Raw genomic sequence first — 17,496 nt, 5'->3', positions numbered from 1 at the left:
AAAAAGGGCTGAATAAATTTGTTTATTCAGCCCTTTTTAAATGTGATTTTAATGCTTATAGTGCAAATGCAGCTTTTACTTTATCTACGAAGTCAAGTTTTTCCCAGGTAAATAATTCTACAGTTACTGTTTTTTCTTCTCCGTTTGGCGTTCTGAAAGTTTTAGTAACGGTCTCAGATTTACGACCCATATGACCATAAGCCGCAGTTTCGCTATAGATAGGATTTCTTAATTTTAAGCGTTGCTCAATAAAGTAAGGACGCATATCAAATAAACCTTCTACAATCTTAGCGATTTCGCCATCTGTTTTGTTTACTTTTCCTGTTCCATAAGTGTTGATGTAGATTCCCATTGGTTTAGCTACACCAATGGCATAACTCACCTGTACAAGAATTTCTTCTGCAACACCTGCAGCTACCAGGTTTTTAGCGATATGACGTGTAGCATAGGCTGCACTTCTATCCACTTTACTCGGATCCTTTCCTGAGAACGCACCACCACCATGTGCACCTTTACCACCGTAAGTATCTACGATGATTTTACGGCCTGTAAGTCCGGTATCACCATGTGGTCCACCGATCACAAATTTACCGGTTGGATTAATATGGTATTCAATCGCATCATTAAATAAATGTGCGTATTGAGGATATTTAGCAATGATTCTTGGGATTAGAATAGCCACAAGATCTGTTTTGATTTTTGCCAGCATGCTTGATTCTTCATCAAAATCATCATGTTGTGTAGAAATTACAATGGCATCAATGCGGACAGGCTTGTTGTTATCATCATATTCTAAGGTTACCTGTGATTTGGCATCAGGGCGTAAATAAGTGATTTCGTTATTTTCGCGTCTTAAGGCAGCAAGTTCCTGTAGCAGTTTATGAGAAAGGTCAAGTGCTAAAGGCATATAGTCTTCAGTTTCGTTGGTTGCATAACCAAACATCATTCCCTGATCACCTGCACCTTGTTCTTCTTTACTACTTCTGTCTACACCCTGGTTGATGTCCTGAGATTGTTCATGTATTGCAGAAAGAATTCCGCAAGAGTTCGCTTCGAACATGTACTCACTTTTCGTATAACCAATTTTTCTGATTACATCACGTGCAATCTGCTGCACATCAAGATAAGTTTTGGATTTTACTTCACCAGCTAAAATAACCTGACCAGTTGTAACAAGTGTTTCACATGCAACCTTTGACTCTGCGTCAAAAGCTAGGAAATTATCAATTAATGCGTCGGAGATTTGATCTGCGATCTTATCTGGGTGACCTTCGGAAACAGATTCTGATGTAAATAAATATGACATCTTAAATAATTAATTTTGTGATAAACAATTATATAAAATGGCCTCTGATCCTGCAAAACAGGTCGTAAAATGAAGTGAATAATAGGTTAGCACTTTTTTTTACGTGGTTGCAATCCCGCTATTTTTGATGATAGCATCGCAAATCAGTCCACTTTAATGTTGCAAAATTACTATATATATTCAAATAGTCAAAAAATATCAATTATTTTGTACCGTATTTAAACCAGTATTTTGTCGAAATCGAATATTTTATTTATTATCAACCCCATCTCAGGAGGAAAGGATAAGCTGAAGATCCCGGGGCTAATCGATGCAAATTTGGATCGTTCCAAATTTAACGCGAACTATAGCTTTACGGAGTATATTGGTCATGCTTCTGAAATTGCAGAAGAAGCGGCGAGTAAAAATTTCGACATCATCGTTGCTGTTGGGGGAGATGGAACAATTAATGAAATCGGAACCAAGGTGATGCAACAAAATAAGATTCTTGGGATTCTTCCATTTGGTTCCGGGAACGGTTTATCAAGATTCCTGAAAATTCCCATGAATACCACCCAGGCCATTAAAGTGATCAATGATTGTAAAGTAAGGGTAATTGATACTGCAAGGTTTAATGACAAGTGTTTTTTTAATATGGCGGGGATGGGCTTTGATGCGCATATCAGTTCTGTTTTTGCCGGGAATAAATCAAGAGGGCTTTCAGGATACCTGAAACTTGGGTTTAAAGAAATGATCGACTATAAACCACAGACCTACCATATATATATAGATGGTAAGGAATATATCCGAAAAGCATTTGTGGTGAGCGTTGCCAATTCTTCTCAATATGGAAATAATGCACATATTGCACCTAATGCGTCGATTACTGATGGTTTATTGGATGTTTGCATCATTAAAGAGTTTCCAATATATAAAATCCCGGTATTGGCTTACCATATGCTGAATGCTTCCACTGATCAGTCCAAAATGGTCGAGATCATTCAGGGAAGGGAAATCCGCATCCAGAGAATGTCTAACGATGCCATTCATATTGATGGGGAACCTTTTTTTATGGGGAAGGAAATCAATGTTTCCATTGCACCATTGTCATTAAACATCATTACACCTGATTATGAAAGCTAAAAAGAAAATATTGAATGATTTTGGCGGGATTATGTTTTCTACAGATCCTTCCTTTATATATGAATCAGAAACCGAAGATGTAAATGAGCCGCTTCCTAACCAACAACAAGACCTAAGGGTGATGCTGGACAGAAAAAACCGGGGCGGAAAGGGAGTAACACTGGTTACTGGTTTTATCGGGACTACAGACGCATTGGAGACATTGGCTAAAATGTTAAAATCCAAATGTGGGGTAGGGGGGGCTGCAAAAGACGGCGAGATCCTGATTCAGGGCGATTTTAGGGACAAAGTTTTACTTCTTCTTCAAAAAGAAGGATATAAAGTCAAAAAATCAGGAGGCTGATAAATCGTCATTATTATTTTGTAAATAACTGATTGTCAGTAGTTTTTATGTTAGTGTACGCGGCACAATAAGTAAAATTTTTCCTGCAAAAGCACTGCTTTTCCCTTTTTATCTGTATAACTTTGCCTCACTAACTTATTTATTTATGAGCAAAGCACTTACGCTTAAGCCGGATTTGAGCTATTTGAATTTAAATTCAGATCAATCCTTATACCAGCTTGATGTAGCACAATTGGTTGAAGAGGCCTTAAAAAATGGAGAAGGAACCCTTGCCGATACCGGAGCATTGGCAATTGATACAGGTAAATTTACCGGTCGTTCTCCAAAAGACAGATTTATTGTTTGCGATGAACTAACAGAAGACTCGGTTTGGTGGGGAGATATAAATATTAAATTTAGCCCTGAAAATTTTGATGCCCTGCTTGAGAAGGTAACTACGCATCTTAATCAGCAGAAATATTATGTAAGGGATGCCTACGCCTGTGCAGATGAGAGTTATAAAACTACGATCAGGGTAGTTACAGAGACTGCTTATCAGAATTTGTTTGCAAATAACCTGTTTTTAAGATTTCAGCAGGAAGAAGTTGTGGAAACACCGGAATGGACCATCATTGCTGCGCCAACTTTTTTTGCAGACCCTGCGGTTGACGGGACACGCCAGGGAAATTTCTCTTTATTGAATTTCTCTAAGAAAATGATCCTTATCGGAGGATCAGGTTATACCGGTGAAATAAAAAAAGGAATTTTTTCAGTGCTTAATTTTATTCTTCCTGAACAAAGGAATACGTTGTCTATGCATTGTTCTGCGAATGTAGGCGAGGCGGGTGACACGGCCATCTTCTTTGGATTGTCGGGAACGGGAAAAACAACGCTTTCTGCAGATCCTGAAAGAGGACTTATCGGAGACGATGAGCATGGCTGGGGTAAAGAAACCATTTTCAACTTTGAGGGTGGTTGTTATGCCAAGTGTGTGGACCTTACCGAAGAGAAAGAACCGCAGATTTTTAAAGCAATTAAGTTTGGATCATTATTGGAAAATACCAATTATTTTCCCGGAACGCGTAACGTGGATTTCAGTAATATTGATAAAACCGAAAATACAAGGGTCGCTTATCCGATCCATTATATAGAAAGCGCAGTTGCCCCTTCTATTGCGGGAGTACCTAAAAACATATTTTTCCTTACTGCTGATGCATTTGGTGTATTGCCACCAATTTCGAAATTGAGCCCTGGACAGGCAATGTTCCACTTTATTTCAGGCTATACGGCTAAGGTTGCAGGTACCGAAGCGGGGGTTACAGAACCACAAGTGACGTTTTCCGCTTGTTTTGGTAAGGCTTTTTTACCTTTACATCCAACAAAGTATGCCTCATTGCTTGGTGAAAAGATGCGTGCACACAACGTAAATGTCTGGTTGGTGAATACCGGATGGAGCGGTGGTGCTTATGGTGTTGGAAAAAGGATGAAACTGGCTTATACCAGGGCGATGATAACGGCTGCTTTAAAAGGCGAGCTGGAGAAAGAAAGCTTTAACGCAGATCCGGTCTTTGGTTTACAAATTCCAGATGCATGTCCAGGCGTTCCATCAGAAATATTACATCCTAAAAATACCTGGGAAGACGGAAAAAAATATGACCAGAAAGCAAATGAACTTGCGTTGGCATTTGTCAACAATTTTAAGCAGTTTGAAGCTTTTGCAAGTGACGAAATGCTTGCTTCATTCCCTAAAGTTGTCGAAAACGCACCTTAAAGCATTTTTTTTGCTCAAAAATTTGCATTTCAATTTTTTTTTAGTTTTAATTGTGAAAGATTGTCTCCACACCGAGACAATCTTTTTTAATATACGCCGATACGGACAGGGGGGAGATGTCTCAAAGGGAAGGAACTAACGATTATTTAATTTGGAATTAAAATCAAAGTTATAAATTTGTTCTTACAACAATTGTTTGTAATGATCGTTGTGTGTATTACAGAATATTAATCTAAATTTAAAAAAAACACAAGTACTAAAAACTAAAAAACTAAAAAAAAATGGCAAACGCACCAAAACCAACAACAGTTAAAAAAGAAAGCTCATCTGCTTCAAATTTATTCGCTACATTAACAATTCCTATTTGTATCATTATCGGGATATGTGTCTTCAAATTCATCTTGGGTGATAGAAATAACTTCATTGATGGCGCAGATCCGGATTTGCACGAAACACTTCCAAAAGTAGGTAACTATGCAGGTATGGCTTACAAAGGTGGTGTAATCGTACCGGTACTAATGGGTATGTTTTTAATGGTTATTGTATTCTCTATTGAGCGTATGATTGTTATTGGAAAAGCAACAGGTAAAGGTAGCTTAGATGCTTTCGTTAAAAAAGTACAAGCGCTTTTAAACTCAAATAACATCGAAGGTGCTATGGCTGAGTGTGATAGACAACAAGGTTCAGTGGCTAACGTAATCAAATCTGGTTTGAAAAAATACAGAGAAATGGAAGTTGAGCCAAACATGGATACAGATCAGAAATGTTTAGCTATCCAGAAAGATATCGAAGAAGCAACTACATTAGAAATGCCAATGTTAGAGCAAAATTTAACTGTAATTGCAACATTAGTATCAGTAGGTACATTAACAGGTCTATTGGGAACAGTAACAGGTATGATCAAGGCCTTCGGTGGTTTGGCTAACTCTGGTGCTCCGGATCAGGCTGCATTAGCAACTGGTATCTCTGAGGCTTTGATTAACACAGCAACTGGTATTGGTACTTCTACTTTCGCAATTATCATGTACAACATCTTGACTTCAAAAATTGATAAATTGACTTACGCAATTGATGAAGCAGGTTTCAGCATCATCCAAACTTACGCTTCTACGCATAAATAAAAAATAATGTATTTTTTTTTACCGGCTTTTATGGAAAACCGGAAGAATTAACATCATTAGATAAATACATCAATAATTTTTAAAATTATGCCAAGAGCAAAGGTTCAAAGAAAGAGTACTGCGATAGATATGACCGCCATGTGCGACGTATCCTTCCTGTTACTTACTTTCTTTATTTTAACAGCAACAGCACGCCAGCCTGATCCTTTGGATGTTACAATCCCTTCATCGACTTATAAACTTAAAGTTCCTGATTTGGACATGGGTATATTATCGATAGGTAAAGGCAAAGTGTTTTATGAGATCGTAGGGAAAGACATTAAGATGTCGACCCTTGATAAAATGGGTGAGAAATACAGCATTAAATTCACTCCGGAAGAGAGAGAGCGTTTTGGTGTTATTGGTGCTTTCGGTGTACCTGTTCAGAATTTAAAGCAATTTATAATGATGAGCGGTGATGAGAGAACTAAATCCGGTATCGCTACTGGTATCCCTGCTGATTCAACAAACAATCAATTGGCGGAATGGATTTTACAATCCCGTACGTCCGTTGCAGAATTACATGCTACTTCAATGCGCGTGAGTATCAAAGGTGATGCTCAGGAAGAATATCCTGCAGTGAAGAAAATCGTAGATATTCTGCAGAAACAAAAAATCAACAAGTTTAGTTTAATCACATCTGCCGAAGGCGATGCTAAATAGATAAATATTATGGCAGAATTAGATACCTCCTCCGGCGGGGGGAAAAAAGGCAAAAAAGTAAGGAGTAAGAAAGCGAATACCAAAGTCGATTTAACGGCGATGGTGGATTTGGCCTTCTTGCTGATCACCTTCTTTATGTTGACCACTTCCCTGTCGAAACCAATTGCAATGGATATTGCAAAGCCTGATAAAGATGATAAGTCAACCGAAAAGAACGAATTACGTGCTTCTGAAACGATGACCATCCTATTGGGAAAAAATAATAAAGTAGCTTGGTACATGGGTGAGGCTGGGAAGTCTACTCCTAATGTGGAAAGTTTCAGCGATATTAGAAAATCAATATTAGATAATAAAAAGAAAGTTGCAGAAAAAACTGGCGGAAGACAGATCATCATGGTGATCAAGCCTACTTCAGGAGCTACTTATAAGAACTTCGTTGACATTATGGACGAATTAGCGATCACTAAGATCACTACTGCGCCTGCAATTGATGATGAGAACATTACTGATGCTGAAAAAGATTTCATGAAGGGTGCTGGAATTTTATAATAAGAGAATTAATAATATTAAATAGTAAGCTATGTTAGGTTCTAAAATAGATTTATTGAAACGGGAATGGCTTGATGTAGTATTTGCAAACAAGAACAAAAGTTACGGAGCTTATGAGCTTCGTAGTTCTAGTGCCGCAAATACCTCAAAGGCTTTACTGATTGCATCTTCAATTTTTATAGTTGCGTTTGTATCCCCTAAAATTTTTAGCTTGATCAAAGGTAGTCTTCCCGAAGACAAAGAGGTTAAGCAAGTAGAGGTAGTGGTTGCACCACCGCCGCCGGTGAATCCGGATACCCCTCCACCGCCGCCGGTAGAGCCTCCGCCACCGAAACAGGATCAGATTAAATTCCCTCCTCCGATTGTTAAACCGGATAATGAGGTAATCGATAAAGAACCTGTTCAGATCGAAGATTTGAAAAAAGCAGATCCTGGTCAGAAAACGATCGAAGGTGATCCTACAGCTGATATTGTTATTGCCGGTCCGGTTGGAGATGGTCCTAAACAAGCAGCAGTGGTAGAGGATACTAAGGTTTATGACTTTGTGAGTATTGAAACGCAGCCAGGTTTCCCTGGAGGTATGGAGAAATTTTATGCTTATTTGAAAAAAGCAGTAAGATATCCGGCAATGGCTCAGGAAAACAACATCCAGGGTAAAGTGTTCTTATCTTTCGTAGTAGAGAAAAATGGAGACTTAACCGACATCAAAGTTGAAAGAAAACTTGGTGGTGGTACAGATGAGGAAGCGATCAGAGTATTGAAAGCTAGTCCACGCTGGACTCCGGGTATTCAGAACGGAAAACCAGTACGTGTGAAGTACAATATTCCAATCAGCTTTACCTTATCACAATAGAATAAAAGAATGTTTAACTTGAAAACATTTAAACAGAAATCGCCTCAACAGCGATTTCTGTTCATTTTAGGCCTAGTGATGTTTACGTTTTATCTGATTTTGGGATTGTTACTGATCTTCTGGAAAGATATTCCGTTTGAGATCGAAAAAACCTATCGTATCTTATTTGGGCTTTTGTTAATTGCCTATGCTGCAATAAGATTTACCCGATTGATCAATCCAAAAGAGGATTAATTTCTACAATTTGGGCATCATCATTAAAATATAGCTGAAATCAAATGAAACACCTGAGTCTGATATTATTGTTATTTGTATTTGTAGCCTGCAAGCGCAAAGCAAAAAAGGAAAATGCCGTTGAAGAAACACGTACCTCCGGGAGTGTGAAAATTCTGGTTGACGAATCATTTTCGGGAGTCTTGGGAGATCAGATTGCTGTTTTTAATACAGATTACCCTAATGCGACTTTTAACATTGTTAAAGGGAATGAAAACAAAATTATTCCTACCTTTCTGAACGATAGCACAAGAGTGATTATATTGTCACGCATGCTCAGGCCAGAGGAGGACAAGATATACAGGAACAGAAGCATCGTACCTAAAACTTCCAGATTTGCGATTGATGGGATTGCCTTGATCACAAATGCAGCTAATGTTGATACCAATATTACTGTTAAAGAGGTAATAGAAATTTTAAAAGGAACTGCAACAAGTGGAAAACAATTGGTTTTTGATAATGCTTATTCCAGTACTTTGCGATATTTTAAAGACCTGGCGGGTATCAGGGAACTTCCTAAAAACGGAGTTTATACTTTGCAGAACAACAATGACGTGATAAAGTACGTTGCTGATAAAAAAGATTTTATTGGAGTGGTTGGTGTTAACTGGCTGATTTCTAATAGTAAGGAAATGTCAGAGTCGATTGCGAAAATAAAAGTAATGGGCCTGAAAAATTTACCCGGCAAAAAAGGTGACAGTACTTTTTATAAGCCTGATCAGAAAAACCTGATCAGCGGGATTTATCCCTTTTTAAGGAACATTTATATCATCAATGCGGAAGGCCGTGAAGGTTTAGGCACAGGTTTTGCAAACTGGTTAGTAAGCCAGAGAGGGCAACTGATTGTACTCAAATCAGGGCTTGGCCCACATAAGATGATGCCTAGAGAATTTAATTTTAAGAATACAAACTAAATTTTATATTTGAACCATGAAAATGACAAAGAAAGCAATAACCTTAGGTTTAGGTTTAGTAGTGATGGGTTCTGCCTCTTTTGCTCAAAGCTTAAATGATGCAAAAAAGGCAATAGATGCCGAACAGTACCAGAAAGCGACTACCATGCTTAAAGCATTGGTGAAATCACAAGCTAGTAAAGGAGAAAATTACTTTAATTTAGGTGATGTTTATCTAAGAATGGATTATGTAGATTCTGCAAGAGCAGTATTTACTCAAGGCGTAGCCGCTGATCCAAAAAACTCTTTAAACTATATTGGTTTAGGAGAGGCTGATTTATTTTCTAATAACCCAACTTCAGCAAATACCAATTTTGCTAAAGCTGTAGAAGTATCTTCTAAAAAAGATTATATCCCTCAGTTGTATATCGGTAAAGCATATATTGCTACTGATAAACCTGATTTCACTTCAGCACTGCCTTACCTTCAAAAAGCAGATGAATTGGATAAAGACGATAAAGATGCAGAGACTTTCGTAGCATTAGGCGATTATTATGCCTTGCAAAAGAAAAATTCTGAGGCTTTACAGAACTACATGAGAGCGTTGAACATAAACGGAGCACTATTAAGAGCTAAAGTTCAAATCGGAAGAATGTACACTGAATCAAGGGCATTTCCTGAGGCTGAAGCTGAATTACAATCAGCGATTGCAGCAGATGCTAATTATGGTCCTGCTTACAGAGAAATCGCTGAGCTTTACATGCAATGGGCAAACCAGGTTGCTACTGAGCAAGCGACTAAATCTCCTTTGGCATTGACAAACTATAAAAAATACCTTGATCTGACTGATCAGTCTTATGAATCAAAATTGCGTTATGCGCAGTTCTTGTTCTATGCGAAGGATTTCCAGACTTTAGAGCAGGAAACAGGCCAATTGGCTACCATGAATCCTAACGATGCAAAAAGCCTTGTGGTATCAAGATTACGTGGCTATTCGGCTTATGAAAATAAGAACTATCCAAAGAGTTTAGAATACATGAATGATTTCTTTGCGAAAGTAAAAGATACTTCACGTATTGTAGCTTCCGATTATCTATATCTTGGAAGGGCTTTGATGCAAAATGGTAACGACAGTCTTGCACTGAAAAACATCGTAAAAGCAGTAGAGAAAGATTCAACAAATGCAGAAGCTTTAGAAGAAGTAGCAATGTCTCTTTTCAAAGCGAAAAACTATGCTAAAGCTGGTGATGTATTTGCAATTGCTGTTAAATCAAACCCTAATGGCAAAAACACATTGACCAACTCTTATTACCTGGGCGTAGCTAAATATTATGACTATGCACTTAAAGACAGAGATGGTAAGCATCCTGATAGAAAGATTTTAGTTGATGCAGATTCTGCTTTCTCTTCTATAATCAAGTTTAAGAGTGATTTTGCATTGGCTTACGCTTACAGAGCTCGTATTGCAAAGTATGCAGATGATGCAAACAATCCAAAATGGTTAGCTGTTCCTTACTACGATCAATTGATCCAATTGGTTACGGTAACCAAGCCGGAACTTGCTGCTTCAGTTCCTAAAGAGCTGGTAGAGGCTTATGTTTACACAGGTTCATACTATGCGCAGACTGATAAGGAAAAAGCTAAAGATTACCTGACAAAAGCCCTTGCTATTGATCCTCAGAATGCAGGAGCACAGGAACGTTTAAAACAATTAACTGCACCAGCGCCTAAGAGCCCGGTAAAGAAAAAGTAATATTTTCGAATAAAAGAAAAAGGCAGGGTTGTTATCCTGCCTTTTTCTTTTAATTTTGTCCCAAATTTAATGTCATGGAAACTCAAAGTGTACCTGTAGATTTTTTACCTATTGTATTTCAAGTTATTGTTGCTTTAGGATTTGTTGTTGTTACGTTGATAGCAACTCATTTTTTAGGGCCTAAAAGAAAGACTGCAGATAAATTGTCGACTTTTGAGGCCGGGATTAAAGTTGTTGGAAATGCACGCCAGCCATTTTCCATCAAGTACTTCTTAGTTGCCATTCTATTCGTTCTGTTTGACGTGGAGGTGATTTTCATGTATCCATGGGCAGTTAACTTCAGAGAGCTTGGAATGACGGGTATGATCGAAATGTTCATCTTCATGGGCACCTTGTTACTTGGTTTTATCTACGTTTTGAAAAAGAAAGCTTTAGACTGGAATTAACCTATTTAGATTGTTTCTAAATGATCATAGTTTAGGCTATTTGCTTCCAAAATATTGTAAATTTGTGGTTCATTCTCTGTAAGAATGAACCTTTTTTCGTTTTGTATCATGAGTGACATCAATATAGTAGACGCGCCCCCAGGCATAGAAGGATCTGGTTTTTTTGCCACCTCTTTTGACAAAGTAATTGGTTTGGCACGTTCCCATTCATTATGGCCCCTGCCATTCGCTACATCTTGTTGCGGTATCGAATTTATGGCTACAATGGGTTCTCACTATGACTTCGGTCGTTTTGGTTCTGAGCGTTTAAGCTTTTCTCCCCGTCAGGCAGATTTATTAATGGTGATGGGAACCATCGCTAAAAAAATGAGTCCTGTATTAAAGCAAGTGTATTTACAAATGGCTGAGCCCCGTTGGGTGATTGCTGTAGGTGCCTGTGCATCAAGCGGGGGAATCTTTGATACCTATTCTGTACTTCAGGGAATTGACGAAATCATTCCGGTAGATGTTTACGTGCCAGGTTGTCCACCGAGACCAGAAGCGATCTTAGATGGCTTTGGTAAGATTCAGGAACTGGTGAGGAATGAATCCTCCAGAAGAAGGGATTCAGATCAATACAAGGAAATGTTGGCTTCATACGGAATACTATAATGGCAGAAGTTACAAATAATGAAATCGTTCAGGCGCTAACAGAAAAGTTCGGCGGACAAATCATTGGCGTGAATGAGCCTTATGGCTTACTTACTTTCGAAACTACTAAAGATGTGATCATCGAAGTGCTGAGGTTTCTGAAAGAAGACGCTAATACTAATTTTAATTTCCTGACTGATATCACTGCGGTACATTATCCGGAGAAAAAACATGGTATTGCAGTGGTTTATCACTTGCACAGCATGGTAAAGAAAATCAGGGTTAGGGTAAAAGTATTCATTGATGAACATCATCCAACCATTCCTACTGCTACAGTCCTTTGGAATTCAGCGAACTGGATGGAAAGAGAAACATATGACTTCTTCGGAGTAAGATTTGAAGGTCACCCGGACTTAAGAAGGATCTTGAACATGGACGAACTGGGTGTTCATCCGATGTTGAAGCAGTATCCTTTGGAAGATCCAAACAGAGTAGATAAAAAAGACGAATACTTTGGTAGATAAGAACATGAATCACAATCAACCGGTATATACAGATAACGATCCTCAGAATGAGTTGGTAACCCTGAATCTGGGACCTACTCACCCTGCAACCCATGGTGTTTTTCAGAACGTAATTCAATTAGATGGTGAGCGTATTGTAAGTGGTGTTTCCACCATTGGCTATATTCACCGCGCTTTTGAGAAAATTGCAGAACACCGTCCATTCTATCAGATCACCCCATTAACCGACAGGTTAAACTATTGCTCTTCGCCGATCAATAATATGGGATGGCACATGACGGTAGAGAAATTGCTAAATATCCAAATGCCTAAAAGGGTAGATTACCTAAGGGTAATCGTTATGGAGCTTTCACGTATTGCTGATCATATCATCTGTAATACGATCATTGCCCAGGATACAGGGGCGACCACTACTTTCCTATACCTTTTCCAGTTCAGAGAACACATCTATGAGATTTTTGAAGAAATCTGCGGTGCGCGTTTGACGACTAACATTGGCCGGATTGGTGGTTTTGAAAGGGATTTCAATGACATCGCTTTTGCGAAAATCAATAAGTTTTTAAAAGAGTTTCCGGTTGCTTTAAAAGAGTTTGAAAGTCTTTTAAACCGCAACAGGATCTTTATAGACCGTACTTCAGGTGTAGCTTGCGTAACTGCAGAGCAAGGATTGGATTACGGGTGGACAGGACCTTTATTGCGTTCTACAGGTGTAGATTATGACGTTCGCGTAAGCGAGCCTTATTCTTCTTATCAAGACTTCGATTTTGAAGTGCCTGTAGGTACCAGCGGTGATATTTACGACCGTTACCTGGTGCGTAATGAGGAAATGTGGCAAAGCCTTCGCCTGATTGAACAGGGGATGGAGAAATTAAAAAGCGAACAGGCAGGCATTTTCCATGCGGATGTTCCTGAATTTTATTTGCCTGGCAAAGAAGAAGTTTACAATAATATGGAAGCATTGATCTATCACTTTAAAATTGTGATGGGCGAAATTGATGCTCCTAAAGCGGAAGTTTACCATGCTGTTGAAGGTGGTAACGGGGAGCTGGGTTTCTATTTGATCAATGACGGAGGAAGAACACCTTACCGTCTGCATTTCAGAAGACCAAGTTTTATTAATTATCAAATGTTTGCGCCCATGAGTAAAGGTATGCTGTTGTCAGATGCCATTATTAACATGAGTAGTATGAATATTATTGCAGGAGAATTAGATGCTTAAAGTAGAAGAACAACAACCTGTGCAGTTCTCAGCAGCTTTAATTGAAAAGTCTGAAGAGATCGTTAAGAGATATCCGGAAGGAAAGCAAAAATCTGCTTTACTGCCAATTTTGCATGAAGTACAGGCAGAGCTGGGCTGGTTAAGTCCGAATGCTATGGATAAAATTGCGGAGTTTCTAAGTATCGAACCCATTGAAGTATATGAAGTAGCCTCGTTTTACAGCATGTACTTTTTGAAACCTCAGGGTAAATATGTTCTGGAAGTTTGCAGAACAGGACCTTGTTGTCTGGTGGGCGCAGAAAAACTGATGGATCACCTGGAGAAAAGCCTTGGTGTGAAAGAAAACGAAGTTACCCCGGACGGCCTATTCAGCTGGAGAGGGGTAGAGTGTTTAGCAGCATGTGGCTATGGCCCGGTTTTACAGATAGGTCCTGAATACACCTTCTATGAGAACCTTAACGAACAAAAGGTAGACGATTTGATACAAGACTTACGCAAAAAATAATGGCCCGTAAACTATTATTAGAACATATAAACGTACCGGACATTCATACATTTGATGTCTATCGCCAGAAAGGCGGGTACCGCGCTGTGGAAAAGGCTTTGAAAACTTTAACCCCTGATGAAGTGGTGGAAGAGGTAAAAAAGTCCGGATTACGCGGTCGTGGGGGTGCAGGATTTCCTACGGGAATGAAGTGGAGCTTTTTGGCTAAACCGGAAGGGGTAGCACGTTACCTGGTATGTAATGCCGATGAATCGGAGCCGGGAACGTTTAAAGACCGTTATCTGATGACCCATATCCCTCATGCACTGATCGAAGGAATGATTGTATCCAGCTTTGCGTTGGGCGCACATACTTCTTACATCTATGTACGTGGAGAAATGATGCCTCAGATCCGCATTCTGGAAAAAGCAATTGCTGAAGCTAAAAATGCCGGATTTTTGGGTAAAAATATTTTAGGAACAGGTTATGATCTGGAACTATACGTTCAGCCGGGTGGTGGTGCTTATATCTGTGGTGAAGAAACTGCATTATTAGAGTCACTGGAAGGTAAACGTGGTAATCCGAGGATCAAACCTCCATTTCCTGCTATTGCAGGATTGTATGGCTGCCCAACGGTAGTGAACAACGTGGAATCTATTGCTGCTACTGTTCCTATCATCAATGATGGTGGAGATGAGTATGCAAAAATCGGAATTGGCCGCAGTACAGGAACTAAACTGATCTCCGCTTCGGGGAACCTGGTAAGACCGGGAGTTTATGAGATTGAGCTGGGCTTACCTGTGGAAGAATTTATCTATTCTGATGAGTGGTGTGGTGGTATTGCCAATGGCAAAAGATTAAAGGCAACAGTTGCCGGTGGATCTTCTGTTCCGATACTTCCTGCAAACCTTAGTTTAAAGCTCGCCAATGGGGATCCCCGTTTGATGAGCTATGAATCTTTATCTGAAGGTGGTTTTGCTACCGGATCGATGATGGGTTCAGGAGGGTTCATCGCTTTTGATGAAGATCAGTGTATCGTTAGAAATACCTGGAACTTCTCCCGTTTTTATCACCACGAAAGTTGTGGCCAGTGTTCACCTTGTCGTGAGGGAACAGGATGGATGGAGAAAGTACTTCATCGCCTTGAATTTGGCCATGGTAAAATGAGTGATATTGATTTGTTGGTTGACGTTTCAAAGAAAATTGAAGGAAATACCATTTGTCCTTTGGGTGATGCGGCAGCATGGCCGGTAGCGAGTGCCATCAGACATTTCAGAGATGAGTTTGAATGGCATGTGAATGAACCGGTGAAAAGCCTGGATACAAATTATGGATTGGCAAATTATGCTGAGCCGATAGCTAAAGCAGTGAGTACAGAAAATTAACGATCAGACTGAAGTTTAAGCGGTTGTAAGACCAGGAAAGCAGAAGAATGATAAAAGAATATCTTTAACAATGAGTGATAAAGTTAAGGTAACCATAGACGGAATAACAGTAGAAGTAGCACCGGGAACCACCATCCTGAATGCTGCCAGACAAATCGGCGGCGATATTGTTCCTCCGGCGATGTGTTATTATTCCAAATTAGAAGGTAGTGGTGGTAAGTGTCGGACCTGCATCGTTAAGGTGAGCAAAGGTTCTGAAAAGGATCCCCGTCCGATGCCGAAACTGGTAGCTTCATGCCGGACCACCGTAATGGATGGAATGGAAGTGCAGAACATTACTTCTCCGGAAGTGATTGAAGCCAGAAGCGGTGTAGTCGAGATGTTGTTGATCAACCATCCGCTGGATTGCCCTGTTTGTGATCAGGCAGGTGAATGTGACCTTCAGAATCTGGGTTATGAGCATGGTTTGCAGAAAACAAGGTATGAGTTTGAAAGAAGAACTTTCGAACGCATAGATATTGGCGATAAGATCCAGTTGCATATGAACAGGTGCATTCTTTGTTATCGTTGTGTATTTACTGCAGATCAGATTACGAATAAACGTGTTCACGGAATCTTAAACCGTGGCGATCATTCAGAGATCTCTACTTATATTCAAACGGCTGTCGACAATGATTTCTCCGGAAATGTGATTGATGTTTGTCCGGTTGGAGCCTTAACAGATAAAACTTTCAGGTTTAAAAACAGGGTTTGGTTTACAAAGCCTATCGATGCGCATAGAGATTGTCCTACCTGTAGCGGAAAAGTAACGTTATGGTATAAAGGGGAAGATGTGTTGCGTGTAACGGCCCGTAAGGACATCTATGGTGAGGTAGAAGAGTTCATCTGCAATACTTGTCGCTTTGACAAAAAGAAGACTGCAGACTGGACGATTGAACATCCTACACAGATTAGCGATACTTCTGTAATTGCCTCTAATCATTATGATACTTTAAGACCTTTGCCGGTAATTCAGGATAATGCCAGATTACAGGAAGCAAACAGGATAGAACTAGAAAAAACCACTAAATTCTAATGGATATAGCTTTTGTAATAGAGAAATTTGTACTGGTAGCGATTATATTCGGTATAAGTTTAGTGATAGCCATGTATTCCACTTATGCAGAAAGGAAAGTGGCTGCGTTTTTACAGGACAGGTTAGGACCGGACAGAGCAGGTCCCTTTGGGATTCTTCAGCCTTTGGCCGATGGTTTGAAAATGTTCATGAAAGAAGAGATCATCCCTACAAATGCCAGTAAATGGTTATTTATGGTTGGTCCCGGTTTAGCAATGTTAACGGCTTGTATCGGTACCGCTGTGATTCCATGGGGTACGCCAATGACAATAGGCGATCGCGTAATTCCTTTGCAGGTAACTGACATCAACGTGGGTATCCTGTATATCTTCGGTGTGGTCTCTTTAGGAGTTTACGGTGTAATGATCGGCGGATGGGCTTCTAACAATAAATATTCGTTGTTAAGTGCGATTCGCGCAGCTTCGCAAAATATCAGCTACGAGATTGCAATGGGTTTATCCATTATTGCGCTGTTGTTGGTCACCAATTCTATGAGTATTGGCGAAATCGTAGCCAATCAGCATGGCTGGAGATGGAATGTGTTGTATCAGCCTGTAGGCTTTTTACTGTTTATGGTTTGTGCTTTTGCAGAAACGAACAGGGCACCATTCGATTTACCTGAATGTGAGACTGAGCTGATCGGCGGTTACCATACGGAATATTCATCCATGAAACTTGGTTTCTATCTGTTCGCGGAATACATCAATATGTTTGTTTCTGCAGCAGTAATGGCAAGTTTATATTTTGGAGGTTATAACTATCCGGGAATGGATTGGGTACTGGCACATACAGGTCAGGTAATCGGTCCGTTGATTGGAACGGGCGTCTTCTTTTTGAAGATCTTTGCTTTTATCTTTTTCTTCATGTGGGTACGCTGGACAATTCCCCGTTTCCGTTATGATCAACTGATGCATTTAGGCTGGAAAGTTTTAATTCCTTTAGCCATTGCGAATATCATTGTCACAAGTATTGTGATTGCTGTAATTGAAAAATTTTAACTGTCCGCATTTAGCGGTATAATAAGGAGGT

Annotated in this window: 18 protein-coding genes; 17 read left to right on the top strand and 1 reads right to left on the bottom strand. The window is 39.6% G+C overall.

Features of this window, described 5'->3' with window-relative positions; genetic code table 11:
* Positions 1–55: 55 nt before the first annotated feature.
* Complete coding sequence (gene metK, locus DBR43_RS24430) at positions 56–1,306, bottom strand: methionine adenosyltransferase (RefSeq protein ID WP_124585754.1); 1,251 nt, start codon at positions 1,304–1,306, stop codon at positions 56–58.
* 231 nt (positions 1,307–1,537) lie between these two features.
* On the opposite strand from metK, the gene DBR43_RS24425 reads away from it, so the two are divergent.
* The 17 genes from DBR43_RS24425 (at position 1,538) to nuoH (ending at position 17,465) form a co-directional block, all read left to right on the top strand.
* The gene (locus DBR43_RS24425; protein ID WP_124585752.1) at positions 1,538–2,428 is read left to right on the top strand and encodes a diacylglycerol/lipid kinase family protein; all 891 of its coding nucleotides are present in this window, start codon (positions 1,538–1,540) and stop codon (positions 2,426–2,428) included.
* Positions 2,418–2,771: a translation initiation factor gene (locus tag DBR43_RS24420; RefSeq protein WP_124585750.1), complete on the top strand. Its 354-nt coding sequence runs from the start codon at positions 2,418–2,420 to the stop codon at positions 2,769–2,771. Before DBR43_RS24425 ends, DBR43_RS24420 begins: the two co-directional genes overlap by 11 nt.
* A 145-nt stretch (positions 2,772–2,916) precedes the next feature.
* Entirely contained in the window at positions 2,917–4,521 is a 1,605-nt protein-coding gene (gene pckA / locus DBR43_RS24415; RefSeq protein ID WP_124585748.1) for a phosphoenolpyruvate carboxykinase (ATP), read from the top strand.
* A 281-nt stretch (positions 4,522–4,802) separates the two neighbouring features.
* Positions 4,803–5,642, top strand: a complete 840-nt coding sequence (locus DBR43_RS24410) for a MotA/TolQ/ExbB proton channel family protein (protein WP_124585746.1) — start codon at positions 4,803–4,805, stop codon at positions 5,640–5,642.
* 87 nt (positions 5,643–5,729) lie between these two features.
* Positions 5,730–6,344, top strand: a complete 615-nt coding sequence (locus tag DBR43_RS24405) for an ExbD/TolR family protein (RefSeq protein WP_124585744.1) — start codon at positions 5,730–5,732, stop codon at positions 6,342–6,344.
* A gap of 9 nt (positions 6,345–6,353) precedes the next feature.
* The gene (locus tag DBR43_RS24400) at positions 6,354–6,893 is read left to right on the top strand and encodes an ExbD/TolR family protein (protein ID WP_124585742.1); all 540 of its coding nucleotides are present in this window, start codon (positions 6,354–6,356) and stop codon (positions 6,891–6,893) included.
* Between the two features lie 31 nt (positions 6,894–6,924).
* Complete coding sequence (locus DBR43_RS24395; protein ID WP_124585740.1) at positions 6,925–7,746, top strand: energy transducer TonB; 822 nt, start codon at positions 6,925–6,927, stop codon at positions 7,744–7,746.
* Positions 7,747–8,024: 278 nt separating this feature from the next.
* Entirely contained in the window at positions 8,025–8,933 is a 909-nt protein-coding gene (locus DBR43_RS24385) for a PstS family phosphate ABC transporter substrate-binding protein (RefSeq protein ID WP_124585738.1), read from the top strand.
* Positions 8,934–8,949: 16 nt separating this feature from the next.
* Positions 8,950–10,665: a tetratricopeptide repeat protein gene (locus tag DBR43_RS24380; RefSeq protein ID WP_124585736.1), complete on the top strand. Its 1,716-nt coding sequence runs from the start codon at positions 8,950–8,952 to the stop codon at positions 10,663–10,665.
* Between the two features lie 74 nt (positions 10,666–10,739).
* Positions 10,740–11,111 (top strand): NADH-quinone oxidoreductase subunit A, encoded by a 372-nt coding sequence (locus DBR43_RS24375; protein ID WP_124585734.1) that lies wholly within the window; start codon positions 10,740–10,742, stop codon positions 11,109–11,111.
* Between the two features lie 108 nt (positions 11,112–11,219).
* Positions 11,220–11,762, top strand: coding sequence for an NADH-quinone oxidoreductase subunit B (locus DBR43_RS24370; protein WP_074608033.1), 543 nt, complete (start codon positions 11,220–11,222; stop codon positions 11,760–11,762).
* Complete coding sequence (locus tag DBR43_RS24365; RefSeq protein ID WP_124585732.1) at positions 11,762–12,265, top strand: NADH-quinone oxidoreductase subunit C; 504 nt, start codon at positions 11,762–11,764, stop codon at positions 12,263–12,265. The genes DBR43_RS24370 and DBR43_RS24365 overlap by 1 nt, the downstream gene beginning before the upstream one ends.
* A gap of 4 nt (positions 12,266–12,269) precedes the next feature.
* On the top strand, positions 12,270–13,484 hold the full coding sequence (locus DBR43_RS24360; protein WP_124585730.1) for an NADH-quinone oxidoreductase subunit D: 1,215 nt from the start codon (positions 12,270–12,272) through the stop codon (positions 13,482–13,484).
* Positions 13,477–13,989, top strand: coding sequence for a complex I 24 kDa subunit family protein (nuoE, locus tag DBR43_RS24355; RefSeq protein ID WP_124585728.1), 513 nt, complete (start codon positions 13,477–13,479; stop codon positions 13,987–13,989). Before DBR43_RS24360 ends, nuoE begins: the two co-directional genes overlap by 8 nt.
* Entirely contained in the window at positions 13,989–15,353 is a 1,365-nt protein-coding gene (gene nuoF / locus DBR43_RS24350) for an NADH-quinone oxidoreductase subunit NuoF (protein ID WP_124585726.1), read from the top strand. Before nuoE ends, nuoF begins: the two co-directional genes overlap by 1 nt.
* A 70-nt stretch (positions 15,354–15,423) precedes the next feature.
* Positions 15,424–16,428, top strand: a complete 1,005-nt coding sequence (locus DBR43_RS24345) for a 2Fe-2S iron-sulfur cluster-binding protein (RefSeq protein ID WP_124585724.1) — start codon at positions 15,424–15,426, stop codon at positions 16,426–16,428.
* On the top strand, positions 16,428–17,465 hold the full coding sequence (nuoH, locus tag DBR43_RS24340; RefSeq protein WP_124585723.1) for an NADH-quinone oxidoreductase subunit NuoH: 1,038 nt from the start codon (positions 16,428–16,430) through the stop codon (positions 17,463–17,465). The genes DBR43_RS24345 and nuoH overlap by 1 nt, the downstream gene beginning before the upstream one ends.
* Positions 17,466–17,496: the final 31 nt, after the last annotated feature.

The sequence above is a fragment of the Pedobacter sp. KBW06 genome, assembly GCF_003852525.1.
Classification (GTDB): Bacteria; Bacteroidota; Bacteroidia; order Sphingobacteriales; family Sphingobacteriaceae; genus Pedobacter.
This window is presented reverse-complemented; position numbering and strand designations above follow the sequence as displayed.